Raw genomic sequence first — 24,817 nt, 5'->3', positions numbered from 1 at the left:
TGGTACGGGTATTGGACACCTACGGCAGCGGCAACGTCGCGTCATTCGGGCGTTGGTCGATCGAGTGATGCTGCTGGCGTGGTTGATGGTCGGGGGGTCGGATTGGTTGCTCGGGTCAGGAACAGCAGCATGAGTGCGCCGGCGGCGCAGTAGCCGACGCCTTGGAAGGCGATGACAGGGATGATGCCGAGCTGGCTGCTGAGGACGCCGGCGGCGAGTGTCCCGGCGAGCATCGCGGCACCTTGGATCGCGTTGACGAGGCCGAAGATCCGTCCGCGGTGCGCGTCGTCGGTGGTGGTCTGGAGCAGAGTGAACAGGCCGGTGATGGTGAGGGCGCCGGGCAGTCCGATGGCGATCATGAGGACGAACGCCGGCCAGAGCGCCTGGGTCTGGAGCGGGTAGAGGAACAGCGTCAGGTCCAGCCCGCCGAAGGCGAGGGCGCCGTAGCCGAGAAGGTGGCGTGGCGGGAAGCGGTTTCCAGCGGCGGCGACGGTGAGGCCGCCGATGATGCCGCCGACGGCCTGGCTGGACAGGATCAGACCGTAGGCTTCGGCATCGCCGTGCAGGATGTCGCGGACGAACGGGGCCATGAGTGTGCCCATGATCGCCTCGCCCAATCCGATGATCAGCACGAATAGGAGGAGGCGGCGCAGCGCTGGGTGGCGAGTGGCGAGTCGCGCGCCATGGGTGAGCTCGCGGATCGCATGGTGTGCCGGCGCCGGTCGGGACGCGGGACCGGCCGGGTGGCGGATCAGGGCGAGGATCGCCGCGGCGACGGCAAAGCTGGCCATGTCGATGAGGGTCAGTGCGGTGATGCCGCCCAGCCCGGCGGCGAGACCGCCGAGCGCGGCGCCGGCCAGCCGGGCGATGTCGCGGTTCTGTCCGTTGAGCGCGTTGGCGGTCACGAGGTCCCACGGCGGCACCGTGTGGGGCACCATGGCTGCCTCGGCGGTGATGAAGAACTGAGCGAGGCTGCTCTGCGCGACGGTGACCAGGTAGATGATCCAGACCTGGTCTCTACTGTGGACAGCGAGGAGTGGCAGCAACCCGGCGGCCAGGAGCAGGTTGGTGACGACCATGGTGCGGCGGCGGTCCCACCGATCGGCGTAAACCCCGGCGAGCGAGCCGAGCGCTATCTGCGGGAGCAGGGCGGCCAGCAGAGTGGTGGCCGAAGCGAGGGTGGAGCCGGTCAGTGCGTAGACGTGGTAGGCCAGGCCGGTGCGCAGGATCCAGTCACCGGTCAGCGAGAGGAGCCCGGCCGACAGCAGCAGCCGCAGGTCGCGGTAGCGGGTCAGCACCCGCCACAGCGTGCGCATCTCAGCCGTCAGCGGCGGTCGGTTCGACCGGGACGCTGATGAAGGTCAGGTTCACCGGTTGGGCGTCGGCGGGTCGGGCGGCGTGTTCGCCGAGGCGGCGCCGTTCGACGAGTGGGGTGATCAGGGCGTCCAGCGCCTCGTGCAGCTCAGTGAACTCTTCGACCGTCAGGTAGACCAGGCTCTGGGCGACGCCGGCGTTGCGCTGCCATCGCGGGTCGTACTGGTCGCGGCGGCGGTGCCACGCGGCGAGGTGTTCGACGCCACGCTCGGCCACCATCTGGTCCAGGACGTCGACCGCGGCGCTGGTTTCGTCCTGCCCGGTCCGTGCCGCCGATATTGACGTGGCGGTGACCTGCCACGGATGGTCCCGGTTGTTGGTGGTGTCGGCCGGTTCGACGAAGCCGTACTTGGCGAGCTGACGCAGGTGGTGGGAGGCCAACGCCTGGCTGACGCCCAGCTGCCGGGCCGCCTGCGCCGCGGTTGTCGGGCCCTGCCGACCGACCAGCTCGTGCAGCTTGATCCGAAGTGGGTGGGCCAGCGCCCGAATGGTCACCGGATCGTCCAGGATCCGCTGGGTGTGGCGAGATTCCAAAGACATGCTTGGAGTGTGCTGCCACCCTCCCGGCAATGTCAAGCAGATGCTTGGAATCGACTCACGCAACGGAGTGATCGCTCCTGTACTGGAGGACTCGTCAGGGTTGGCAGCATCTGGCGGAGACGAGCCCCAGCTGGAGCACTGGATGCCGCTACTGTGGCCCGCGTGACGGGATTCGACTGGGCGGCGCTGTCGGCGGCACGCAACGCACGGGTCGACGCGGTGCCCGACATGGTCCGGCATGCGTTGAAGGTGCTCGAGGACCTGCTCGAGGAGGCCGACCACGCGTGCACGTTCACGCTCGACGACGTGCCCCTCGGGCCCGGCGGCGTCCCGGCGAGCGTGCAGGCGTTGCTGCCACGGGACTGCACGGTCGCCGGGTTGGCCCCGGTCGGCTGGTCCACAGTGGTCGGTGCGGCGCTGCCGGGGTTCTTCGTGCCGACGCGGCAGCCGGACGCCTGGGCCGGGCCGGCGGCGCCGCGGGCGGTCGCCGACGGTCTCGCCGCGTGGGTGACGGCGCTGCTCTCGCGGTTGTGGCCGGCCAACGCCGAGGCGTGGGAGCTCACGGTGCAGTGTGACGGCTGGTACGAGGGTGCCTACGTCGACCTCGTCGTGCTCGCGGACGGCCGGGTCTGGCTGCTGCACCTCGGGGTCAGCGACTGAGGTCGATCCGGAACCACGACCGCAGGAGGGCGTGCTCGGTGTGGCGGTCGACGAGCGAGCGCCAGACCCGCCACGCCGGGCCGCCGGTGGCCTCCTTCAGCGGCGCCGACGGGGTGTCGTCGGCCCACCAGAGCTCGACCGGGACGGCCGCGCGCACCTCGTCGGCGAGGGGGATGCCGTCGAGCCGGTCGCACAGCTGCGCGACGGCGGCCGGGTGGGCCTGCGGGTCGTAGGTGCGGTCGGCGGCCGCGGCCCGGGCGTGGAACAGCGACACGGCGGCGTCCGGCGCGAGCGGGCCGACGGCGAGGACCCGCTCACCGGACAGGCCGAGCCGCTCCCGCGACGTGGCGAGGACCCGCGCGGCGGGGCAGCCGGCGGCGACGGCCTGGGCGAGGGCGGCGGCGCCGTCGAGGACGTGTTCGCAGTTGTCGAGGACCAGCAGCGCGGGACCGGTGCGCAGGGCCGTGACGATCGACTGGGTGAGGGTCTGCCCCGCGCGGTGCGGGAGGTGCATCGTGTCGGCCGCGGCCTGCGGTACATCCGACGGCGAAACGATCCCGGCCAGCTCGACGAGCCAGTGGTCGCCCCCGGACGCGCCAGCCGCCGCCAGTGCGAGCTGGGTCTTGCCGATCCCGCCGGGCCCCACCAGCGTCACGACCGGCGCCGCGACCGGTGCCGCAGTGAGGGCGTCGAGGGTCGCCGCCAGGTCCTGGTCGCGCCCGAACAGCGCGGTCGAGGACGCGGCACCGCGGAGCCGCTCGTCGTGGGCGAGGATCTGCGCCTCGGCGGCGCGCAGCTCGGGGCCGGGCTCGACGCCGAGCTCGGTGACGAGGTGCTGGCGGGCGAGCCGGTACGCGGCGAGCGCGTCCGCCTGGCGCCCCGCCCGGAACAGCGCAGTCATCAGCACCGCCCACGCGCACTCCCGCAGCGGGTGCTGCTCGACGAACTCGGCGAGCGCGGGCACGGCACCACGCGGGTCCGCCGCCGCGCGCCGCTCCAGGTCGGCCTCGACGGCCGCCGCCCACTGCTCGGTCAGCCCGGCGACCGCGCCGGCGAGGCCGGGCGCGTCCAGCCCGGCGAGCGGCGAACCACCCCAGTGGGTGAGCGCGCCGCCGGGGTCGCCGTCGCCGACATGCCGCCGGAAGCGGGCGACGTCGACGGCGTCGGGCGGCACGTCCAGCCGGTACGCGTCGCCGACCCGCGCGATCGCCGGCCCGCCGAGCCCCTTGCGCAGCTGCGCGACGTGCCACTGCAGGGTCTTGTGCGCGGTGCGGGGCGGGTCGTCGCCCCACACGAGGTCCACCAGGCGCGACTGGGGCAGCGGCGTGCCGGGGGAGAGGGCGAGCGCGGCCAGGAGCGTCTGGGTCTTCGCGGAGCCGATGTCGACGGGCTCGCCGTCGTCGGTGGTGACGCGCACCCCGCCGAGCAGACCGATCCGCACCACAGCGCTGCTCCCACGGGCCGACGACGTGCGGCGAGCGTGCCACGCGCCGCGAACCGGCGGCAACCCCGTTCCCCAACCGGACGCACACCCGCTGCACACCGGCGGGCCGCGAGCATGGGCGCACCGACGAGACAGGAGCGAACGACATGCATCGAACGGCGGCACGGGTGACCGGAGCCCTCTTCATCACCGCGACGGTCGCGGGGGTGATCGGCGCGGCGCTGCTCGGCGGCGGCACCGGCAGCGCGCACCGGCAGTCGGCCGGCGCGCTCGCCGTGCTGGTGATGGCCGGAGCGATCGCGATGATCCCGGCGGCGCTGTTCCCGGTGCTCAAGGTGTACAGCGAAAGCTCCGCGGTCGGTTACGTGGTGGCGCGGACGGTCGAGGTGGTGCTGCTGCTGCCGGCCGCGTTCGGGCCGCTGATCCTGGTCGCGGCGGGTGACGGCGGCCTCGACCCGGCCGTGCGGTCGGTGCTGGACACGCAGGACACGTGGGGCTACGCGCCGGCCGCGCTGTTCTTCTGCCTCAGCGCGCTGCTGCTCAACGTCGTGCTCTTCCGGTCACGGCTCGTCCCCCGCTGGCTCCCGGGCTGGGCGCTGGCCGGGGTGGCGCTGTACGTGACCGACGCCGGCCTGGTGATGTTCGGGGGCCTCACCACCGCGTCACCCGCGCACGCCGCGCTGGTGGTCCCGCTCGCGGTGAACGAGATGGTCCTGGCGGTCTGGCTGCTCGTGAGGGGCTTCCGGGCACCGACGGGCTGACCCACAGCGCGACTGCTGCGAGCGCGGCCGGCGGTCACCGCAGGTCCTTGCGGAACACGACCTCGTGCCGGGTGTAGCCCATGCGCCGCTCGTAGAACGGCATCGACGTCGGGTTGTCCACGCCGGTCTCCAGCATGATCGCCGCCGCGCCGCGCTCGACCGCCCACCGCTCGACCTCGGCCATCAGCGCCGACCCGACCCCGCCGCGGCGGGCGCCGCCGGCCACCGTCAGCGCGTCGACGTGGACCCGCCGGTGGGCGAGGTCGCGCTGCAGCTGCCAGTGCGCGGTCGGCAGCGGCTCCTCGACCCGCGCGACCGCCGCCCCCACGATGTCCCCGTCCTGCTCGGCGACCAGCATCAGCACCGTCGGGTCGTCCGCGTACCGCGAGTGCAGCTCCTCGTGCCACTCCACGAGCCCGTCGGTCTGCGGCTCCTGCGCGGTGGCCGGGTCGAGGCCGGCGAAGAACGCGCCGCTCTCCTGCCACAGCCGTGCCCGTCCGGGGCCGTCGCCCGCCTGTACCTGCCGTACCACCATCGCCATCCGCCCATCGTCATCGACCCGGGCCCCGGTGTCGCTGTTTTTCCCGGGAATTCTCGAGGCCCGGGCCGGGTGTGGGCGGGTCAGCTGAACGAGTGGCGGTAGGTCTGCGGGCTGACGCCGGTGGTGCGTTTGAAGCGTTCGCGGAACGCGGTCGGTGAGCCGAAGCCGACCTCGGCGCCGATGCGTTCGACGGAGTGGCGGGTGGTCTCCAGGAGGTGCTGGGCCCGGCGGACGCGGGCGCGGTGCAGCCACTGCAGCGGGGTCAGGCCGGTCTGGTCGCGGAAGCGGCGGATCAGGGTGCGGGTGCTCATCCCGGCCTGCGCGGCGATGTCGGCGAGGGTCAGGTCGCGCCGCAGGTGCTGCTGGAGCCAGGTGAGCAGCGGCTCCAGCTCGGCGCCCTGCGGGGTCGGCGGGTGGTCGTGGGCGATGAACTGCGCCTGGCCGCCCTCGCGTTCGAGCGGCACCACCGACAGCCGCGCGGCGGCGGCGGCGACCGCGGACCCGTAGTCGCGGCGGATCATGTGCAGGCACAGGTCCAGGCCCGCCGCCGCGCCCGCGGAGGTGAGGATCTGTCCATTGTCGACATACAGCACGCCGGGGTCGACGTCCACCGACGGGTGCGCGGCGGCGAGGCTGCCGGCGGCGATCCAGTGGGTGGTGGCCCGCAGCCCGTCGAGCAGGCCGGCGGCGGCGAGCACGAAGCTGCCCGCGCAGATCGAGGCGATCCGGGTGCCGTTCGCCGCCGCGGTACGCAAGGCGGCCCGGACCGGCGGGGTCAGCGCGGCGGCCGGGTCGGCGGTGCCGGGCACGATGACCGTGTGCGCCTCGGCCAGGGTGTCGAGGCCCCACGGCGCGGTCAGGGTGAAGGCGCCCGCGTCGACGTGCGGGCGCTCGGCGCAGACCCGGACCTCGTAGCCGGGGCCGCCGCCGGGCAGGCACGTGCGGGTGAACACCTCGATCGGGGTGGCCAGGTCGAACGGGATCACCCCGTCGAAGGCGAGCACGGCGACGATGTGCATGGCCGGCACGGTACCGCACGGGTTGGCGAAATCCCGTCGGAAGTGGTCACGAATGCCACTGGGGCCGCCGCCACCAGGTCCTTAGCGTGAGTCGCATGCATGCGCAGATAGTCCTGTTCGACGGCTTCGACCCGTTGGACGTCATCGCACCGTACGAGGTGCTGCACGCGGGCGCCGTCGCGGTCGGCGGGGCCCTGACCGTGGCGCTCGTCTCCGCCGAAGGCCCCAGGGAGGTGGTGAGCGGCACGGGCGGCCTGGCGCTGCGGGCGACCGCGGCCCTCGACCCGTCGCGTCCGGGGCTGGTCGTCGTGCCCGGCGCCGCCGGTCGCGTCGGCGACCCCGGGGACGAGCCCACCGACGACTCGATCCCGGTCCTGCTGGGCCGGACCCTGACCACCGACCTGCCGGGGCTGCTCAAGGCGGCGATGGACGAGCCGGCCGTGACCGTCGCCTCGGTGTGCGGCGGATCCCTGGTCCTCGCCATGGCGGGCCTGCTGGAGGACCGCCACGCCACCACCCACCACCTCGGCCTGGACCTGCTCGACGCCACCGGCGTGCGCGCCGTCCGCGCGCGGGTCGTCGACGACGGTGACTTCGTCAGCGGCGCCGGCGTCACCTCCGGGCTCGACCTCGCCCTGTACCTCCTGGAGCGCGAGCTCGGCCCGCGGATCGCGCACGCCGTCGAGGAGCTGTTCGCCTACGAACGGCGCGGCACCGTCTGGCGCGACGCCGGCCCGCAGCCCGCCGGGGCGTGGTGAACATGACGGCCGAAGGCACCTGGGACCTGACCATCGCCACGCCCATCGGCAGGATCAACGCCACGGCGGTGATCCGCCGCGACGGTGCCGCCCTGACCGGTGTCGCCGCCGGTGAGGGAGAGGAGGTCCCCCTCACCGACGTCATCCTCGACGGCGACCGGCTCACCTGGAAGCAGGCCGTCACCCGCCCCCTGCGGCTCAACCTGGTCTTCGACGTGACCATCGACGGCGACACCCTGGCGGGCACCGCCAAGGCCGGTCGCCTTCCGGGGTCGAAGGTCACCGGCCGCCGGCGGTGACCTCCTTGACCTCGGCGTAGATGGCGGGCAGCAGCCGGGCGGCGGTGCCGCGCAGGTTGACGTCGCAGATGTCGTCCAGCGGCGTCTCGTCCGGGTTGACCTGGATGACGGTCGCCCCGGAGCGGGTGGCGACCACGGGCAGCTCGGCCGCCGGGTACACCACGCCGGACGTGCCGATGCTCAGCAGCACGTCGCAGGAGGACGCCGCCTCGACGGCCGCCGCGAAGGCCGCCCTGGGCAGCGCCTCGCCGAACCACACGACGCCGGGCCGCACCAGCGCGCCGCACGCCGTGCACCGCGGCGGCGGGACCGGGCCGAGGTCGTCGGGGACGTCGTCGTCGCCGGGCGGTGCGTCGAACGGGTGGCCGGCGACGCAGCGGGGCGCGAAGAGGCTGCCGTGCAGGTGGACCGGGTCCTTGGAGCCGGCCCGCTCGTGCAGGTCGTCGACGTTCTGCGTGACGACGACGGTGCCGGGCACCAGCGACTGGAGGGCGGCGGCGGCCACGTGCCCGGCGTTGGGCTCGGCCCTGCGGACGGCGGCGCGGCGCCACTCGTACCAGCCCCAGACGAGCGCGGGGTCGGCCTCGAACGCCTCGGGGGTGGCCAGCTCGTACGCGTCGAACCGGGACCACAGGCCGGTCAGGGCGTCGCGGAACGTCGGCACGCCGCTCTCCGCGGAGATCCCGGCGCCGGTGAACACGACGACCCGGCCGGCGGTCGCGATGCGCTCCGCGACGCCGTCGGGCAGGACACGCTGCATGCGCCGCATCCTGCCATGGACGCCCGTCGAGCCGGGCGCGAGGCCTGGCGGGTCGGACGAACGTCGGCGGCGACGCCGGGCGCGAGGCCTGGCGGGTCAGGCGAACGTCGGCGGCGCCGCCGAGGCGCGAGGCCTGGCGGGTCAGGCGAGCGTGGGTGGTGGCGCCGGGAGCGGGTGGGCGCCCTGCGGGCGGAGACCGTCGAACAGGATGCCCAGGTATCGGCGCCACAGGTCCGGTGACGCGTCCGGCACGTAGCCGGCGACGTAGTTCGGGGCGCACATCAGCAGGATGACGTCGGCGCCGGTCACGTCGGGGCGCACCGCCCCGGCGCCGCGGGCCCGGTCGACGAGGTCGTGGATCACGCGGTACATCCGCTCGCGGGCGCCCGTCACTGCCGGGTCGACGTCGCCGGCGCCGTGCAGGAACGACAGGTCGCGCTGCTGGCGCTGGTGGGCGGCGGCGGTCATGAACGCCAGCAGCGCCACGCCCGGATCGGCCTCGCCGAGCAGGCGATCGCCGGCCGCGGTCAGCTCGTCGACCCGGTCGAGCACGATCGCGGCGATCAGGTCGTCCTTCGTCGGGAAATGGCGGAACACCGTGCCCTTGCCGACGCCGGCGCGGCGGGCGATGTCGGCCACCGACGCGTCCATGCCCCGCTCCGCGAACTCGTCGGCGGCGGCCGCCAGCAGCGCCGCCCGGTTGCGCGCGGCGTCGGCGCGCTGTGGGCGGCTCGAGGTCATGGTGCCATCGTACAAGTTGACCGTGCGGTCCGTTTATGACTAGTGTTTTCACTAGAAGCGGACCGAGTGGTCCGCTTATGGATTCCGGAGGACCTCATGCGCGCAGTGATCGCCGGTGACTACGGACCACCCGAGGGGTACACGGTTGGCGAGCTGCCGGTCCCGCGGCCCGGACCGGGCCAGCTGCTGGTCCGCGTCGCCGCCGCCTCGATCAACCCGGGCGACGTCGTCATCCCCAGCGGGCAGTTCCGCGACACGGCGCCCCTGACGTTCCCGCACGTGCCGGGCAACGACTTCGCCGGCACCGTCGCCGAAACCGGCCCGGGCGTGACCGGCTACGCCGAGGGCGACGAGATCTTCGGCTACGCCGCACCCCGGGCGCTGCGCCCGATGCTCGGCCCGCGCCCGTCGATGAGCACCGGCTCCCTCGCCGAATACACGGTCGTCGAGGCCGACACGCCGTTCGTCGCGCACCGCCCCGCCGGCCTGACGGCCGAGCACGCCGCGGCGCTCGCCACCACCGGCCTGACCGCGCGGGCGCTGATGGCCACCGCCGGCGTCCGCCCCGGCGAGCGGATCCTGGTCGTCGGCGCGACCGGCGGCGTCGGCACGACCCTCGTCCCGCTGCTCGCCGCGGCGGGCGCCGAGGTCGTGGCCACCGCGACCGACGAGGACGCCGGCCTGCTGCGCGACCTCGGCGCCGCGGAGACGATCGGATACGCCGAGTCCGGCTACCCGTCGGGCGTCGACGCCGCGGTCAACCTCACCCTGCCGGGCGACGCGCTGACGGGCGTCGCGGCCGCGGTCCGGCCCGGCGGGCGGCTGCTCACCATCACGTTCCCGGTGCCGCGGCAGGACTGGACCGGCCGCGACGACGTCGAGCTCAGGTTCGTCCTCGACATGGAAGGCGTCCACGGCGGCATGCGCGAGGTCGCGGACGCCGGCCTCCGGGCGACGATCGGGCGCCGGTACACCCTCGCCGAGGGAGCGCAGGCCTGCGTCGACTTCGCCCGCCGGCACACCACCGGCAAGCTGGTCGTCGTCGTGTGACCCGTCAGGTCTTCGGCCCGGCCGCCACCCACGACAGGCCCCAGTTGTAGGCGAGGTCGACGGCCTGGTTCCGGAACTGGCCGGGCGCCGGGATGATGTACCGCGACTCGCGCCGCACGACCAGCTCGCCGTTGACGTTCTCGATGAGGAACAGCACGCCGGCCCGCGACATGACGGTGCACTCGTCGAGGCGCATCTCGATCGGGGCGCCGTGCTGCGGATACAGGGTGGCGACCGCGTCGAGGCCGGCGAACGAGTCGGCACCGTCGTAGATGCTGGCGTAGACCAGGATCCGGCGGAACTTGTCGGTGTGGTCGAGGTTGATGGTGAGGTTCTCGCCCGCCTCGTTGGCGCCGGTGCGGTCGTCGCCGTCGAGCATGATGTACGGCGCGTCGTTCAGCTGACCGAACTGGTTGTCGAGCGGGTGGACGATGCCCTTCCGGCCGTCCATGAGCTCCCACAGGCAGCACAGGTCGAGGTCCAGGTCGGGCAGGTGCGCGGTCCTCTGCTTGCCGAAGAGGCCGCGCTTGCCGAGGGAACGCATGCTCCAGTTGAGGTTGACCCGCAGTGAACCGGACCGGCCGCCCTGCTTGGCGAGCGACACCGTCGGCGCCTGCTTGGTGAGCGTGACCTTGGACAGCCGCACCGGCGCGGGCGGCGCGACGGGCGGCGCCGGGGGAGCCGGCGGCGCGACGGGGACCGGGGGCGCCGGCGGCGGGGGCGGGGCGACCGGCGGGGGCACCGTCGCGGGCAGCCCGATCCGCTGCGGCTGCCCGTCGGGCCCGGTCACGGTCACCGACGGCCACCCTTGTGTGACCGGAGCCGGCGGCGCGACCGGAGGCGGCGGCGCCATCGGCAGGTTGGAGACGGGCGGCGGGTATTCCGTCGGCTGCGCGGAAGCAGCGGGCGCGGGCGCGTCGTCGACCGAGATGCCGAAGTCGCGGGCCAGTCCCGCCAGCCCGGAGGCGTACCCCTGCCCGACCGCCCGGAACTTCCACTGCCCGGCCCGCCGGTACAACTCGCCGAAGATGAACGCCGTCTCGGTCGTGGCACCAGGGCTGTCGAAGCGAGCGACCTCCGCACCGCTCGTCGCGTCCAGGAGCCGGATGTGCAGCCCCGGCACCTTCCCGAACGTGCCACCGTCGGCGGACGCGGCCAGCACGATCCGCTCGATCGCCGGCTCGACCCGGCCCAGGTCGACGAACACCGTGTCGGTGACCTGGCTCCCCGCGGTCGCCTTCCCCTCGTGCCGGACCGCGCCGGCCGGGTGCGACGGCTGGTTGTAGAACACGAAGTCGTTGTCGTCGCGGACCTTGCCACCGCCGGTCAGCAGCAGCGCCGAGCCGTCCGCGTCGGGCACGCCCGGCCCGCTCTGCCACCCCAGCACGGCCCGGACCACCGGCGCCTGCACTGGCATGTTGGCGCCCTTGAGCATCGACATGGACCCATCCTCTCCCCGTCAGGCCCTCACAATACGACGGGCCGCGAGGGGGCGGAGAAGGCGGCGGGGCGGAGGAGGCGGAAGGGTGGCATGGGGTCGGGCGGGGAAGGTAGATGCGCGCCGGAGTGGGCAGAGGACCGGCATGGTGGACATGAAGCTCGAAATCGTCGTGCTGCCGGTCTCGGACGTCGACCGGGCCAAGCGGTTCTACCTCGGGATCGGCTGCCGGGAGGACGCCGACTTCACCGGTGCCGACGAGTTCCGGGTCGTGCAGGTCACCCCGCCCGGGTCGGCCACGTCGATCATCTTCGGTGACCGGGTCACCGACGCGGAGCCAGGCTCGGTGCGCGGGGTGCACCTGGTCGTCGACGACGTCGTCGCGGCGCAGAAGGAGCTGGCGACCCGCGGGGTGGACGTGAGCGAGGTGTTCCACGACGCCGGCGGCGTCTTCCATCACGCCGGCACGGAGGCGCGGGCGCCCGGACCTGATCCGCGGCGGCAGTCGTACGCGTCGTTCGCGTCGTTCACCGACCCGGACGGCAACGAGTTCGTGCTGCAGGAGATCACCCGCCGCCTGCCGGGCCGCGTCGACCACGCGAACTTCGGCTCGGTGGCGGAGCTGGAGCACGCGCTGCGCGAGGCGGCGGCGGCGCACGGCCGGCACGAGCAGGAGCTGGGCCGCGCCGACGAGAACTGGCCCGCCTGGTACGCCACGTACATGGCGGAGGCCGCCGGCCTCAGGAGCTGAGCGGCCGTCAGGGCCGGACCAGCGCCGCGGCGAGCTCGCGCCGGGACGTGATGCCGAGCTTGCCGAACACCTTCCGCAGGTGCCACTCGACGGTGCGGGGGCTGAGGAACAGCGCGGCGCCGATCTCCGGGTTGGTCCGGCCCGCGACCGCGAGGCGGGCGATCTGCGCCTCCTGCGCGGTGAGCTCGTCGGACGGGCCCTCCGACCGTTTGCGGACGGTCTCACCCGTCGCGGCGAGCTCCCGGGCCGCCCGCTCGGCGAACGCGTGCAGGCCCATGCCGTCGAACGCGTCGTGCGCGGCGTGCAGCACGGTCCGGGCGTCGGCGCGGCGGCCCTCGCGCCGCAGCCATTCGCCGTGCAGCAGCCGGGCGCGGGCCGTGAGCAGGCCCAGTCCGGCGGCCTCGAGCCGGGCGGCGGCCTCGCGGAACCGTCCGTCGGCGGCCTCGCCGGGTCCGGTCAGCGCGTCGGCGAGCGCGAGGGCGCCGAGGCTCCAGTCCGTGCCGGTCGCGGCGGCGTGCGCGGCCAGCAGGTCCCGGGCGTCCGCGGCGACGGCCGGCTCGTTCGCGTGTACCGCGGCCTCGACGACCTCGGACAGCACCAGCGCCCGCATGCCCAGCGCCGGGCGCGCGCCGGGCGCGGTGGTCAGGAGTGCGGCGGGGGCGGTGGTGAGGAGCGCGGCGAGCGACGCGTGCCCGCAGCCGACCTCGGCGTGCCGGGCGGCGCCGGTGGCCGCCGCGAGCCCCTCGCACTCGGCGAGCAGGTCCGCCGCCTCGCCGGACCGGCCCATGAGCAGCAGCGTCCCGGCGTGCAGCGTCAGCGCGACGGGCAGCACGGACAGCGCCCCGGCCGCCCGCGCCGCGCCGGCCGCCGCGCCGCTGAGCCGGTGCGCGGTCGCGATGTCGGACACCTCCAGGGCAGCCGGCACCGCCAGCCACAGCAGGTCGAGGTCGCGGGCCGGGTCGATCGCGTCGAGGGCCCGCCGCAGCGCCGGCACCGCGGCGGCGGATCCGTCCAGGGCCCACGTCGCGAGGCCGGTGAGCAGCGCTCCCGGCGCGTCGTCCGCCGCCGGCACGGCCAGCGCCGCCTCGGCCGTCCGCCGTAGCTCGTCGCCGGCGGGGTCGGCGACGCCGAGCGCGGACAGGTAGGTCTCCCGGGCCGCCGCCGGGTCGAGTGCCTCGAGGCGCCGGGCGGCGGCGAGCAGCGCCGGGCCGGCGGCCGGGCCGGGGGCGAGCGCGAGGGTCGCCTGGGCTCGCAGCCGCTCCGCGCGCGCCTGCTGGAGCGGGTCGAGCGGGCCGAGCCCCGCCGCGGCGAGGAGGTCCGGGACACGGTCGGCGGCGCCGGCGGCGAGCCGGGCCCGCGCGGCGGCGAGCAGCAGCGCCGAGCGGTGTTTCGGGTCGGTGGTCAGCTCGGCGGCGCGCTCCAGGAACGCGGCCGCCGCGGCCCGCCCGCCGCGGGCGAGGGCCCGGTCCGCGGACCGCTCCAGCTCCAGGGCGACGTCCTCGTCGGGGCCGGTCGCGGCGTGCGCGCGGTGCCAGGCGTGCCGGTCGGGGTCGAGGCCGGGGTCGGTGCCGGCGGCGAGGGCGGCGTGCACGTCGCGGAGCGTCGCCGGGCCGGCGACGCGCCAGGCGGCGGAGCGGACGAGCGGGTGGCGGAACCGTACCAGCGCACCGAACTCGACCAGGCCGGCCTGCTCCGCGGCGGCGGCCGCGTCCATGCCGACGCCGAGCCGTCCGGCGGCGCGCCACAGCAGGGCGGGGTCGCCGACCGGCTCGACGGCCGCGGCGGCCAGCAGGGTGCGGGTGTCGGCGGGCAGGGCGGCGACGCGCCGCTGGAAGTCCTCCTCGACCTGCCCGGCGACGGGCGCGCCGCCCGGCCCGCCGAAGCCGAAGGCGAGCTCCGCCGCGGTCCGCTCCCGGGGCAGCTCCAGCAGCGCCAGGGGGTTGCCGCGGGTCTCGGCGACGATGCGGTCCCGCACGCGGTCGTCGACGGGGCCCGGCAGCACCGAATCCAGCAACGCCCGCGCGTCGGCCTCCGGCAGCCCGTCGACGCGCAGCTCGGGCAGGTCCGCCAGGATCCGGTCGCCGCCGGGCGTGCGGGCGGCGAAGACCAGCGCCACCGACTCCGCGTCGAGCCGCCGGGCCACGAACGTGAGGATGACCTCGGACATCCGGTCGAGCCACTGCGCGTCGTCGACCACGCACACCAGGGGCCGCTCCGCGGCGGCCTCGGCGAGCAGGCCGAGGACGGCGAGCCCGACGAGCAGCGCCTCCGGCGGGTCGCCGGCGGTGAGCCCGAACGCGGTGCCGAGCGCGCGCCGCTGCGGCTCGGGCAGCGCGTCGAGGTGGCCGAGCAGCGGGGCGAGGAGCTGTTGGAGCGCCGAGTAGGCGATCTCGGTCTCCGGTTCGACCCCGGCGGCCCTGGCGACCGTCACCGCGGTGGCGTCGCCGGCGACCTGGTCGAGCAGCGCGGTCTTCCCGGCGCCGGCCTCGCCGCGCAGGACGAGGACCCGGCTGTGGCCGGCGCGCACGTCACGGATCAGCCGGTCGAGCCGCTCCCGCTCGTGGCGCCGGCCCCGCAGCTCGGGCCGGGTGATCTTCGCTCGCACCTACACATTGTGCCGTGCGCCGGCGCTCAGGCGGCCTGTGAGCTGCGCCGCGCCGGCGCCGCTGAGCTGCGGCAGGGCGGTGAGGCGGCCGCAGGCGAGCAGGAGCAGCGCGGCCATCGGGGCGCGGACCTCGGGGCCTTCGCCGTGCGTCCAGGCGGTGTCGGTGGCGACGAGCCGGAAGCCGGTGAGCCGCTTCGCCGACGGCAGCGGCGGGGGCAGCCTCATGGTCAGCGTGCGGGTGGTGGCGACGGCCGCGGCCTCCGCCGGGGTGGGCAGGTCGCGGCCGAGCGGGACGGCGATGTCCTGGCCGTGCACGAGGATGTCGGTGAGCGTCTCCAGGTGGGTGACGCCGACGTAGTGTCAGCCGATCCGGTACTGCCGCGCGCGGTCCTGGTCGAGGGTCAGGCCGTGCCCGGGGGCGGACAGGTTCGGCGCCAGGGTGCCGCCGGGGTCCGGGGCGGCGGCGCCGTCGAAGAGCATCGACTCGATGCGCACGTGGTCGTGGAACCACTCCAGGTGGCGCAGGTTGGGGGTGGCGGCGGCGACGTCGCGGTGCAGGTGCGGCGCGCAGTGCCCGGAGACCTGCAGGCCGTGGGCGGCGGCGAGGACGGCGACGTTGCGCCACTCGGTGATCCCGCCGCAGCGGGTGAGGTCGGCCTGGACGCAGTCGACCGCCCCGGCGTCGATCATGCGGGCGAAGTAGGGCAGGTCGTAGCCGTACTCGCCGGCCGCCACGTCGGGGAGCACCGCGTCGCGGACCTGCCGGAGCCCGTCGAGGTCGTCGGAGGAGACCGGCTCCTCGAACCAGGCGATGTCGTGCTCGGCGGCGGCCCGGGCGACGCGGATCGCCTGCTTGCGTTGGTAAGCGCCGTTGGCGTCGACGTAGAGCGCCGCCTGCGGTCCGATGACCTGGCGGGCGAGCCGGATCCGGGCGAGGTCCCGCTCGACGTGGCCGCCCCACGACTCGCCGATCTTCATCTTGACCCGCGGGATGCCCTGCTCGTGGACCCAGCCGCCGAACTGGGCCGTGAGCTGCCGGTCGTCGTACGTGGTGAACCCGCCGCTGCCGTAGACCGGCACCGCGGTCCGCACGACGCCGAGCAGGCGGGCCAGGGGCAGGTCCAGCAGCCGGGCCTTGAGGTCCCACAGGGCGATGTCGACGGCGGAGATCGCGGTCGCGGCGACGCCGGGCCGGCCGATGTTGCGCACGGCCCGGTGCATCGCCTCGTAGGCGGCGGTCACGTCGAGGGCGCAGCGCCCGGTGACCACCGGGGCGAGGGTCTGCTCGACGAGCTGCCCGGCGGCCGGCGCGGTGTAGCTCGCGCCGAGCCCGGTCTGCCCGCCCGCCGTCACGGTGACGGTGACCATGGTGGTGCTGTCCCAGGCGATGGTCCCGTCGGCCTCCGGGGCGTCGGTGGGGATCCGGTACACCGCCGCGGCGACCCGCTCGACGGGCACCTCGGCGGTCACGACCGCCCCGCTCTCGCCTCCGGACGCACCGACAGCGCGCGTTCGGGCCGCTCGCCCGCCGGCACGCCGCGCAGCGCGGCGTTGACCACCTCGGCGAGGTGCAGCGCGTGCCGGTCCGTGCCGGCCTCCTCGATCTGGGTCCGGCACGAGAAGCCGTCCGCGAGGATCAGCGTGCAGGCCGCGGCCTCCCGGACCGCCGGCAGGAGGACCTGCTCACCGACGGCGAGGGAGACGTCCCGGTGATCCGGGGTCATGCCGAAGTCCCCGGCCAGCCCGCAGCAGCCGGACGCCAGCTGGTCGACCTCCAGGCCGACCCGGCGCTGCAGCTCCACGTCGGCGTCGTGGCCGAGCACGGCGTGGTGGTGGCAGTGCGTCTGGCTGATCGCGTGCGGCCGCTCGCCGTGCTCACCGCGCAGCTCGGGCAGCTTGAGGTCGTGGTCGGCGACGAGCAGCTCGGCGAGCGTCCGCGTCTGCTTGCGCAACCGCAGCGCGTCCTGGTCGTGGCCGAGCAGCTCCAGCGTGTCACCGCGGAACACCGCCGTGCAGGACGGCTCCAGCCCGACGACCGGGACCCCCGCCCGCAGCCACGGCGCGAGCGTGTCGACGGTGCGCCGCAGCACCCGGCGGGCGACCCCGAGCTGCCCGGTGGAGATCCAGGTGAGCCCGCAGCAGACCGGCCCGCGGGGCAGCTCCACCCGGAAGCCGACCGCCTCCAGCGCGCCGACCGCCGACGCGGCGATGCCCGGCGACAGGTACGTGGTGAAGGTGTCCGGCCACAGCAGCACCGTGCCGCGCTCGCCGGTGCCGCCCGGCGTCCGGTTGCGCATCCACCGCTGGAAGCTCGCCCCGGCGAAGCGCGGCAGGTCGCGGCGCGGGTCGATGCCGCCGAGCCGTTTGACCGCGGCACCGAGCCCGGGCGCGTGCGTCACGGCGTTGACCAGGTCGGGGGCCAGCGCCGCCAGCCGGGCCGCCGCCGGCAGCCAGCCCAGCGAGTAGTGGGACCGGGGCCGGATCCGCCCGGCGTGGTGATGGGCGAGGAACTCGGCCTTGTAGGTGGCCATGTCGACGTGCATGGGGCAGTCCCGCTTGCAGCCCTTGCAGGCCAGGCACAGGTCGAGGGCGTCGGCCACCGACTGCTCCCGCCAGCCGCCGGTGATCGTCTCGCCGCGCACCATCTCGAACAGCAGCCGCGCCCGCCCCCGGGTGGAGTGCTCCTCGTCGCCGGTGACCTGGTAGCTGGGGCACATCACGCCCTGGTCCGGCTCCGGCCGGCGGCACGCGCCGACCCCGGCACAGCGCAGCGCGGCGCGGGCGAAGCTGCCGCTGTCCTCCGTGTACCGGAAGTAGGTCGCCGGCTCGGCGGGGGCGTAACCGGCGCCGAGGCGCAGCTGTCCGTCGAGCGGGTTGGCGTGCACGACCTTGCCGGGGTTCATCCGGTTGTCCGGGTCGAAGATCGCCTTGAACTCCTCGAAGGCCTGGACGACGTCCGGTCCGTACATCTTGGTCAGCAGCTCGCCGCGGGCTTGCCCGTCGCCGTGCTCGCCGGAGTAGGACCCGCCGTGGTGTGAGACGAGGTCGGCGGCCTGCTCCACGAAGGTGCGGAAGTCGGCCACACCGCCCGCGGTGACCAGGTCGAACGGGATCGACGTGTGCAGGCAGCCGTCGCCGAAGTGGCCGTAGAGGCTGGCGGCGTCGTAGCCGTGGCGGTGCAGCAGCCGCTGGAAGTCGCGCAGGTAGTCGCCGAGGCGCTCCGGCGGCACGGCGGAGTCCTCCCAGCCGGGCCAGGTGTCGGGCCCGCCGGGGGTGCGGGCGGTGGCGCCGAGGCCGCCTTCGCGGACGGCCCACAGCTGCGCCTGGTGCTCCGGGTCGTCGAAGACCTTGCCCTCGTCGTGGCCCAGTTCGTCGAGCATCCGGTGGACGCGGTCCTTCGCCTCCTCGACGGTGTCGGCGCCGACGTCGACCATCAGCCAGGCGGCCCCGCGACCGGTGTGGTTGGTCGGCTCGGGCAGGAGCTTCAGCGCCTCGGGGCGCATGTGCTCCTCGCCCTCGTAGCGGATCAGCTTGTCGTCGAGCCCTTCCAGGGCCGTCGGGGCGTACCGGTTGATGGTGGGCACCGCGTCGGCGGCGGCGGCGATGTCGGGGAAGGCCATCAGCACCAGGACGTGCTTCGGCGGCTCGGGCAGCAGCCGCAGCTGCGCGCGCAGCACCGTCACGCAGGTCGACTCGGTGCCCACCAGCGCCTGGGCGAGGTTCATGCTGTGCTCGGGCAGCAGCGCCGGCAGGTTGTAGCCGGAGATGCGCCGCGGCAGCTTCGGGAACGCGCGGATCTGCCCGGCGTACCGGTCGCGCAGGTCACGCACCGCCCGGTAGATCTCGGCGCGGCGGCCGCCGGCGGCGAGGATCCGCCGGTACTCCTCGTCGGAGGTCTCGCCGACCCACATCCGCTCGCCGTCGTAGGTGAGGATCTCCAGCCGCTCGACGTTGGCGGCGGTCGTGCCGCTCCACTGGGCGGTGGAGCCGCACGAGTTGTTGCCGACCATCCCGCCGATCGTGCAGTGGCTGTGCGTGGCGGGCTTCGGCCCGAAGACCAGCCCGCCGTGGCGCCGGGTGGCGGCGTTGAGCTGGTCGAGGACGAGCCCCGGCTGCACCACCGCCCGCCGGTGCGGCCCGTCGATGGACTCGATCGCGTTGAGGTGCTTGGAGAAGTCCATGACCACGGCGACGTTGCAGCACTCGCCGGCCAGGCTGGTGCCGCCGCCGCGGGACAGCAGCGGCGCGCCGAACTCGCGGCAGGTGGCCACCGTGGCGACCACGTCGTCGAGGGTGCGCGGCACCACCACACCGATCGGGACCTGCCGGTAGTTGGAGGCGTCGGTGGCGTAGAGGGCGCGGGTGCCGTCGTCGAAGCGCACGCCGCCGTGGATCCGCTGCCGCAGCGCGGCGGCCAGGCCCTGGGCGTCGACGTCGACGCCGGCGGGCCGGGCGGTGCGGACCCTGGGCGCCGGCAGCAGGGTGGTCACCGGTCCGCCTTCAGCTGCTGGATCTTGTCCTTGAACAGGGTGGTGGCGATCGACGCCTTGTGCGGCTGGCCGTGCAGGAAGGCCTGGGCGAACTTCTTCGCCTGCTCGTAGCTGACCTTGCCGGGCATCGGCGGCTCGTTCGGGTCGACGGTCACGTCGACCAGCGCCGGGCCGCGGTGGGTGAACGCCTCGACCAGCGCGGCGCGCAGGTCGCCGGCCTTCTCGACGCGGGCGCCGAAGCCGCCGCAGGCGTGCGCCCAGGCGGAGAAGTCCGGCTTCGGGTCGCCGAAGCGGACCCCGTGCTCGGGGTAGCCGAGCACCATCTGCTCCCACAGGATCTGGCCCAGCGCGTTGTTGTTGTTGATCACCACCTTGATCGGCAGGTCGTAGCGGCAGGCGGTGTTGAACTCGGCCATGAGCATCGCGAAGCCGCCGTCGCCCTGATAGGCGATCACCTGCCGGCCGGGGAAGGCGTGCTGGATGGCGATCGAGTAGGGCAGGCCGGGCGCCATCGTGGCGAGGTTGCCCGACAGGTAGAACTCGCGCCCGCCGCGGATGCGCCAGTGCCGCGCCGCCCAGGTGGCGATCGTGCCGGAGTCGCAGCACAGCACCGCGTCCTCGTTCGCCAGCTCGTCCAGGCAGGACGCGAGGTACTGCGGGGCGATCGGGTCCCGTTCGCCGTTCTCCAGGGTGTGCATCTTCTCGTTCCAGTCGCGCATCTGCGCCTGGTACCGCTGCAGGTGCGACCGGTCGGTGCGGCGGGTCAGCCGGGGGATGAGCGCGTGCAACGTCGCGTCGACGTCGCCGATGAGCGGCACGTCGGTCGGCAGGCGCATCCCGGCCCGGGTCTCCTCGATCTCGACCTGGACGACCTTGACCTTGCCCGCCTGCGGCAGGTACTTGGTGTACGGGAAGTTGGTGCCCAGCATGACGAGGGTGTCGATGTCGTCGATCAGTTCCTCGCTGGGGGCGGTGCCCAGCAGTCCGATGCCACCGGTGGTGTAGGGCGAGTCGTCGGGGATCACCATCTTGCCGGACAGGGTCTTGATCACCGGGGCGGCGATCGTGTCGGCCATCCGCTCCACCAGTGCGCCCGCGCCGCGCGCGCCGACACCGACCAGGATCGCCGCCTTCGCCGAGCCGTTGATCACCTCGGCGGCGCGGGCGACGTCCTCGTCGCGGGGCCGCACCGAGCCGGTCAGGTACACCGGCGCCGTGGCCGGCGGCTTGGCGGGGGACACGTGCTGGTACGGGTCGGCGTCGGCCGGCGCCACCTGGATGTCGTTGGGGACGCACAGGTGCGCGACACCGCGCCGGGCGTACGCGTGCCGGATCGCCACGTCCACCAGCGCGGGCAGCTGCTGCGGGTTGACGACCAGCTGGTTGTAGACGCTGACGTCCTCGTACAGCCGGGTCAGGTCGACCTCCTGCTGGTATCCGGTGCCGAGCACCGAGGTCTCCTGCATCCCGGTGATCGCCAGCACCGGCGCGTGGTCGAGCTTCGCGTCGTACAGGCCGTTGGCCAGATGGATGCCGCCGGGCCCGGAGGTGGCCAGGCACACCCCGATGCGTCCGGTGGCCTTCGCGTGGGCGGTGGCCATGAACGCGGCCGCCTCCTCGTGGTGCGTCAGGACGAAGCGCACCCGGTCGGCGTTGCGCCGCAGCCCTTCCATGATCCCGTTGATGCCGTCGCCGGGGATGCCGAACACCGTGTCGACGCCCCAGTCGGCCAGCCGGGAGATCAGTACCTCGGAGGTGATGGTTTCCATGTGGCGTTGGTCCTTTCCGGTGTCGGGCCGGTCCGCGCCACCGCACAGCCGGACCGTCGCGTGGCGTCTCGGGTCGTGGTGGCGGGGCACGGGCCCGGCACGCAACGGCACGGCCCGCTTCTCCCGCCCGGGTCGGGAGCTGCCGGCCCGGTTCGCTTACCCGTGCACTGGGCATCCATGCCCGATGCATGAAATTTTCCTGGACGGGGCACACTGGGTGCGTGACCGATCCCGATCACGTCGACGCCGATCTCGCCGAGGCGTTCCTCACCGCGAGCCGCGTGCTCGTCGCCATCGCCGTGCGCTCGCTGGACGCCGGCGCCGCCGACATCAGCCTGCCCCAGCACCGGGCGATGGTGCTGCTGGCCGGCCGCGGCCCGCAACGCATGGTCGACCTGGCCGAGCTGCTCGGCGTCAACAGCTCCACCGCCACGCGTCACTGCGACCGGCTCCAGCGACGTGGTCTCGTCCAGCGTGACCCAGCCGCCGGTGACCGGCGTGCGGTTCAGGTGTCACTCACCCCGGCCGGGCGTCAGCTCGTCGAGCGGGTCACCGACGCCCGCCGGCGCGAGATCAACCGCATCCTGAGTGCCATGCCCGCCCACAGCCGGCCGAAACTCCTGCTCGCCCTGCGCGATTTCGCCGGTGCCGCCGGCGAGGTCCCCGACCAGCACTGGACGCTCGGCTGGGGCACCGAGCGGCGGGTCGGTGCCGCGCCCTGACCGCCGGTGCTGTCCACCAGCCGCGCCCCGGTGGACGGCCACGACGCCGGCGCGGGGTGCTCAGAAGTCCCGTGACAGTCGTGCCGACGTGTCGTAGACCCGGCCCGTGCCCTTGAAGGTTGCCGATTCCTCTGGCAGTCTCGTCATGCCGCCGCGATGTTAGCGCTCACTTCACTCGTCACCCCCGTAGTGCGGGCGCGTCGCGCAGGCATGTTAACGCTCACAGAGCCACCGCCGCCGTCACGGTTCGAAAGGAACAGACCCCATGGCCCACCCCAGCGTCAGCCGCCGCCGGCTGCTGCAGACCACCGGCGCCGTCGCCGCCGCCTCGGCGGCCGCGCCCCTGCTCGGCGACCCGACCGCCGCGGGCGCCGCCCTCGCCCCGGCGCGCGCCGACATCGGCGTCTCCGCATACGCGTTCGACCTCGGGCAGGTGCGGCTGAGCACCGGCCGCTTCCTGGACAACCAGAACCGGACCCTGGCCTACCTGCGCTTCGTCGACGTCAACCGGCTCGTCTACAACTTCCGGGCCAACCACCGGCTGTCCACCGCCGGCGCCGCCGCGACCGGCGGCTGGGACGCGCCGACCTTCCCGTTCCGCACCCACATGCAGGGCCACCTGCTGACCGCCTGGGCCCAGGCCTACGCCGTGCTCGGCGACACCACCTGCCGCGACAAGGCCAACGCCATGGTCGCCGCGATGGCCGCCTGCCAGGCCAACAACGCCGCCGCCGGCTTCAACACCGGCTACCTGTCCGGCTTCCCGGAGTCCGACTTCACCGCCCTGGAAGCCGGCAACCTGAGCAACGGCAACGTTCCCTGGTACTGCATCCACAAGACCCTCGCCGGCCTGCTCGACGTGTGGCGCCTGATCGGCTCGACCCAGGCCCGGGACGTGCTGCTCGCCCTGGCCGGCTGGGTGGACTGGCGCACGGGCCGGTTGTCCGCTTCGCAGATGCAGACCACGCTGGGCGTCGAGTTCGGCGGCATGAACGCGGTCCTCGCCGACCTGTACCAGCAGACCGGCGACGCGCGCTGGCTCACCGCCGCGCAACGCTTCGACCACAACGCCGTGTTCAACCCCCTGGCCTCGAACACCGACGCGCTCAACGGGCTGCACGCCAACACCCAGGTGCCGAAGTGGATCGGCGCCGCCCGCGAGTACAAGGCGACCGGCACCACCCGCTACCGGGACATCGCCGTCAACGCCTGGAACATCGCGGTCAACGCCCACACGTACGTCATCGGCGGCAACAGCCAGGCCGAACACTTCCGCGGCCCGAACGCGATCGCGGGCTTCCTCACCAACGACACGGCCGAGCAGTGCAACACGTACAACATGCTGAAACTGACGAAGGAGCTCTGGCTGCTGGACCCGAACAACGCCGGCTACTTCGACTTCTACGAGCGGGCGCTGCTCAACCACCTCATCGGCGCACAGAACCCCGCCGACAGCCACGGCCACGTCACCTACTTCACCCCGCTGCGGGCCGGCGGCCGGCGCGGCGTCGGCCCGGCGTGGGGCGGCGGCACGTGGAGCACCGACTACGACAGCTTCTGGTGCTGCCAGGGCACCGGCGTCGAGACGAACACGAAGCTGATGGAGTCCATCTACTTCTACAACGGCACCACCCTGACGGTGAACCTGTTCGCGCCGTCGGTGCTGACCTGGAGCCAGCGCGGGATCACGGTCACGCAGACGACCAGCTACCCGGTCAGTGACACCACCACGCTGCAGGTCACCGGTAGCGTCGGCGGGTCGTGGACGATGCGGATCCGCATCCCCTCGTGGACGTCCGGCGCCACCGTCAGCGTCAACGGCACCGTGCAGAACATCGCCACGGCCCCCGGCACCTACGCGGCGCTGACCCGGTCATGGACCTCCGGCGACACCGTCACCGTCCGTCTGCCGATGGCCGTGGCGATCCGCCCCGCCAACGACAACGCCAACGTCGTCGCCGTCACCTACGGCCCGGTCGTGCTCGCCGGCAACTACGGCAACACCACGCTGTCCGCGCTGCCGGCGCTGAACACCTCGTCGATCACGCGGACCAGCACGAGCTCGCTCGCGTTCACCGCGACCGCGAACGGCACCAACGTCGGCCTCGGCGCCTTCCAGGACGCCCACGGCTTCAACTACACCGTCTACTGGAGCGCCAACGGCGCCTCCACCAGCTCGCCGGACCACCGTCTGGTGAACGCCGCCAGCGGGCTGGTCCTCGGCATCCAGAACATGTCCACCGCCGACGGCGGCCTGGCGCTGCAGTGGACCGACAACGGCACCGCCGACCACAACTGGGAGGTCGTCGTCGACGGCAGCGCCGTCCGGCTGCGCAACATCAACAGCGGCAAAGTCCTCGGCATCCAGAACATGTCGACCACCGCCGGCGCCGTCGCGCTGCAGTGGACCGACAACGGCACCGCCGACCACCGCTGGACCGTTGTGGACAACGGCGACGGCGGCCACAAGCTCCGCAACGTCAACAGCGGCCTGGTGCTGGGCATCTCCGGCAACTCGACGGCCAACGGCGGGCAGGCGGTGCAGTCCGCCGACGACGGCTCGGCGGACAACCTGTGGCGCTTCCTGCCCAACGGCGCCCGCCGCATCCAGAACCTCGGCAGCGGCCTCGTCCTCGGCGTCACCAACATGTCCACGGCCAGCGGCGCCCTCGTCCTGCAGTGGGGCGACACCGGGACCGCCGACCACCTGTGGACCGCCGTCGTCGACACCGGCGGCTACATCCGTCTCCGCAACGCCAACAGCGGCCTCGTCCTCGGCGTCGAGAACGCGGGCACCGCCAACGGCGCCAGAGCCGTCCAACTCGCCGACACCTCGTCCTCCGATCGGCGTTGGCGGCTGCGGTACGGCGCGAACGGCTACTTCCGCATCCAGGCCGCGAACGGCGGCCGGGTCCTCGGCGTCAACGGCGCCTCCACCGCCCAGGGCGCCCAGGTCCTCATCTGGGACGACAACGGCACCAACGACCACCTCTGGCGCTTCATGTAAGTGGGGTTCGCCTCACCGCGTCCGATGTCGCGGGCGACCGGGGCGGCGGGATGGCACATGTCACCCGGCGCCCCGTTGCCCGATGCCG

General features: G+C 74.0%; 21 protein-coding genes. 8 read left to right on the top strand and 13 right to left on the bottom strand.

The features are described from left to right. Positions 1–41 precede the first annotated feature (41 nt). Both AB0I21_RS03975 and AB0I21_RS03970 read right to left on the bottom strand, forming a co-directional pair. A complete protein-coding gene (locus AB0I21_RS03975) occupies positions 42–1,316 on the bottom strand; it encodes an MFS transporter (protein ID WP_360558883.1) in 1,275 nt (424 codons plus the stop codon). Position 1,317: 1 nt separating this feature from the next. Next, positions 1,318–1,914 carry a helix-turn-helix domain-containing protein gene (locus tag AB0I21_RS03970; protein ID WP_360558881.1) on the bottom strand — a complete coding sequence of 199 codons (597 nt, stop codon included), beginning with the start codon at positions 1,912–1,914 and terminating at the stop codon, positions 1,318–1,320. A gap of 162 nt (positions 1,915–2,076) precedes the next feature. Here AB0I21_RS03970 and AB0I21_RS03965 point away from each other — a divergent pair, with 162 nt between their 5' ends. Then, complete coding sequence (locus AB0I21_RS03965; protein WP_360558879.1) at positions 2,077–2,574, top strand: hypothetical protein; 498 nt, start codon at positions 2,077–2,079, stop codon at positions 2,572–2,574. Here AB0I21_RS03965 and AB0I21_RS03960 read toward each other — a convergent pair. Continuing rightward, entirely contained in the window at positions 2,564–4,018 is a 1,455-nt protein-coding gene (locus AB0I21_RS03960) for a BTAD domain-containing putative transcriptional regulator (RefSeq protein ID WP_360558877.1), read from the bottom strand. The two genes, AB0I21_RS03965 and AB0I21_RS03960, sit on opposite strands and share 11 nt — an antisense overlap. 146 nt (positions 4,019–4,164) lie before the next feature. On the opposite strand from AB0I21_RS03960, the gene AB0I21_RS03955 reads away from it, so the two are divergent. Then, positions 4,165–4,779, top strand: coding sequence for a DUF4386 domain-containing protein (locus tag AB0I21_RS03955; protein ID WP_360558876.1), 615 nt, complete (start codon positions 4,165–4,167; stop codon positions 4,777–4,779). A gap of 34 nt (positions 4,780–4,813) precedes the next feature. Here the strand turns inward: AB0I21_RS03955 and AB0I21_RS03950 are convergent, their stop codons facing one another. Continuing rightward, on the bottom strand, positions 4,814–5,320 hold the full coding sequence (locus tag AB0I21_RS03950; protein ID WP_360558874.1) for a GNAT family N-acetyltransferase: 507 nt from the start codon (positions 5,318–5,320) through the stop codon (positions 4,814–4,816). 80 nt (positions 5,321–5,400) lie between these two features. Beyond that, positions 5,401–6,339, bottom strand: coding sequence for a helix-turn-helix domain-containing protein (locus AB0I21_RS03945; RefSeq protein ID WP_360558872.1), 939 nt, complete (start codon positions 6,337–6,339; stop codon positions 5,401–5,403). Positions 6,340–6,434: 95 nt separating this feature from the next. Here AB0I21_RS03945 and AB0I21_RS03940 point away from each other — a divergent pair, with 95 nt between their 5' ends. Continuing rightward, positions 6,435–7,097 (top strand): DJ-1/PfpI family protein, encoded by a 663-nt coding sequence (locus AB0I21_RS03940; protein WP_360558871.1) that lies wholly within the window; start codon positions 6,435–6,437, stop codon positions 7,095–7,097. A 2-nt stretch (positions 7,098–7,099) separates the two neighbouring features. Continuing rightward, a complete protein-coding gene (locus tag AB0I21_RS03935) occupies positions 7,100–7,396 on the top strand; it encodes a hypothetical protein (protein ID WP_360558869.1) in 297 nt (98 codons plus the stop codon). On the opposite strand, the gene AB0I21_RS03930 is transcribed toward AB0I21_RS03935, so the two are convergent. Further along, a complete protein-coding gene (locus AB0I21_RS03930; RefSeq protein WP_360558867.1) occupies positions 7,377–8,156 on the bottom strand; it encodes an NAD-dependent deacylase in 780 nt (259 codons plus the stop codon). The two genes, AB0I21_RS03935 and AB0I21_RS03930, sit on opposite strands and share 20 nt — an antisense overlap. Positions 8,157–8,297: 141 nt before the next feature. Next, positions 8,298–8,897, bottom strand: coding sequence for a helix-turn-helix domain-containing protein (locus tag AB0I21_RS03925; protein WP_360558865.1), 600 nt, complete (start codon positions 8,895–8,897; stop codon positions 8,298–8,300). Positions 8,898–8,993: 96 nt separating this feature from the next. Here AB0I21_RS03925 and AB0I21_RS03920 point away from each other — a divergent pair, with 96 nt between their 5' ends. Beyond that, a complete protein-coding gene (locus tag AB0I21_RS03920) occupies positions 8,994–9,947 on the top strand; it encodes an NADP-dependent oxidoreductase (RefSeq protein WP_360558863.1) in 954 nt (317 codons plus the stop codon). 4 nt (positions 9,948–9,951) lie between these two features. Here the strand turns inward: AB0I21_RS03920 and AB0I21_RS03915 are convergent, their stop codons facing one another. Then, positions 9,952–11,388 (bottom strand): TerD family protein, encoded by a 1,437-nt coding sequence (locus AB0I21_RS03915; RefSeq protein WP_360558862.1) that lies wholly within the window; start codon positions 11,386–11,388, stop codon positions 9,952–9,954. 151 nt (positions 11,389–11,539) lie between these two features. Here AB0I21_RS03915 and AB0I21_RS03910 point away from each other — a divergent pair, with 151 nt between their 5' ends. Then, entirely contained in the window at positions 11,540–12,136 is a 597-nt protein-coding gene (locus tag AB0I21_RS03910; RefSeq protein ID WP_360558860.1) for a VOC family protein, read from the top strand. 7 nt (positions 12,137–12,143) lie between these two features. Here the strand turns inward: AB0I21_RS03910 and AB0I21_RS03905 are convergent, their stop codons facing one another. Genes AB0I21_RS03905 through AB0I21_RS03885 form a run of 5 tightly spaced genes read right to left on the bottom strand, consistent with a single transcriptional unit; the run spans position 12,144 to position 21,000 of the window. Next, positions 12,144–14,741, bottom strand: coding sequence for an AAA family ATPase (locus AB0I21_RS03905; RefSeq protein WP_360558859.1), 2,598 nt, complete (start codon positions 14,739–14,741; stop codon positions 12,144–12,146). Beyond that, positions 14,742–15,056 carry a hypothetical protein gene (locus AB0I21_RS03900; protein WP_360558857.1) on the bottom strand — a complete coding sequence of 105 codons (315 nt, stop codon included), beginning with the start codon at positions 15,054–15,056 and terminating at the stop codon, positions 14,742–14,744. It abuts the gene before it with no gap. Between the two features lie 45 nt (positions 15,057–15,101). Further along, positions 15,102–16,211, bottom strand: coding sequence for an enolase C-terminal domain-like protein (locus AB0I21_RS03895; protein ID WP_360558856.1), 1,110 nt, complete (start codon positions 16,209–16,211; stop codon positions 15,102–15,104). Next, entirely contained in the window at positions 16,208–19,231 is a 3,024-nt protein-coding gene (locus AB0I21_RS03890) for an FAD-binding and (Fe-S)-binding domain-containing protein (protein ID WP_360558855.1), read from the bottom strand. Before AB0I21_RS03890 ends, AB0I21_RS03895 begins: the two co-directional genes overlap by 4 nt. Then, positions 19,228–21,000, bottom strand: coding sequence for a thiamine pyrophosphate-dependent enzyme (locus AB0I21_RS03885; RefSeq protein WP_360558853.1), 1,773 nt, complete (start codon positions 20,998–21,000; stop codon positions 19,228–19,230). The genes AB0I21_RS03890 and AB0I21_RS03885 overlap by 4 nt, the downstream gene beginning before the upstream one ends. A 221-nt stretch (positions 21,001–21,221) precedes the next feature. On the opposite strand from AB0I21_RS03885, the gene AB0I21_RS03880 reads away from it, so the two are divergent. Both AB0I21_RS03880 and AB0I21_RS03875 read left to right on the top strand, forming a co-directional pair. After that, positions 21,222–21,722 carry a MarR family transcriptional regulator gene (locus AB0I21_RS03880; protein ID WP_360558851.1) on the top strand — a complete coding sequence of 167 codons (501 nt, stop codon included), beginning with the start codon at positions 21,222–21,224 and terminating at the stop codon, positions 21,720–21,722. A 265-nt stretch (positions 21,723–21,987) separates the two neighbouring features. Beyond that, the gene (locus tag AB0I21_RS03875) at positions 21,988–24,729 is read left to right on the top strand and encodes a beta-L-arabinofuranosidase domain-containing protein (RefSeq protein WP_360558849.1); all 2,742 of its coding nucleotides are present in this window, start codon (positions 21,988–21,990) and stop codon (positions 24,727–24,729) included. Positions 24,730–24,817 lie beyond the last annotated feature (88 nt).

This window comes from Dactylosporangium sp. NPDC050588, from assembly GCF_040654975.1.
Taxonomy (GTDB): domain Bacteria; phylum Actinomycetota; class Actinomycetes; order Mycobacteriales; family Micromonosporaceae; genus Dactylosporangium; species Dactylosporangium maewongense.
This window is presented reverse-complemented; position numbering and strand designations above follow the sequence as displayed.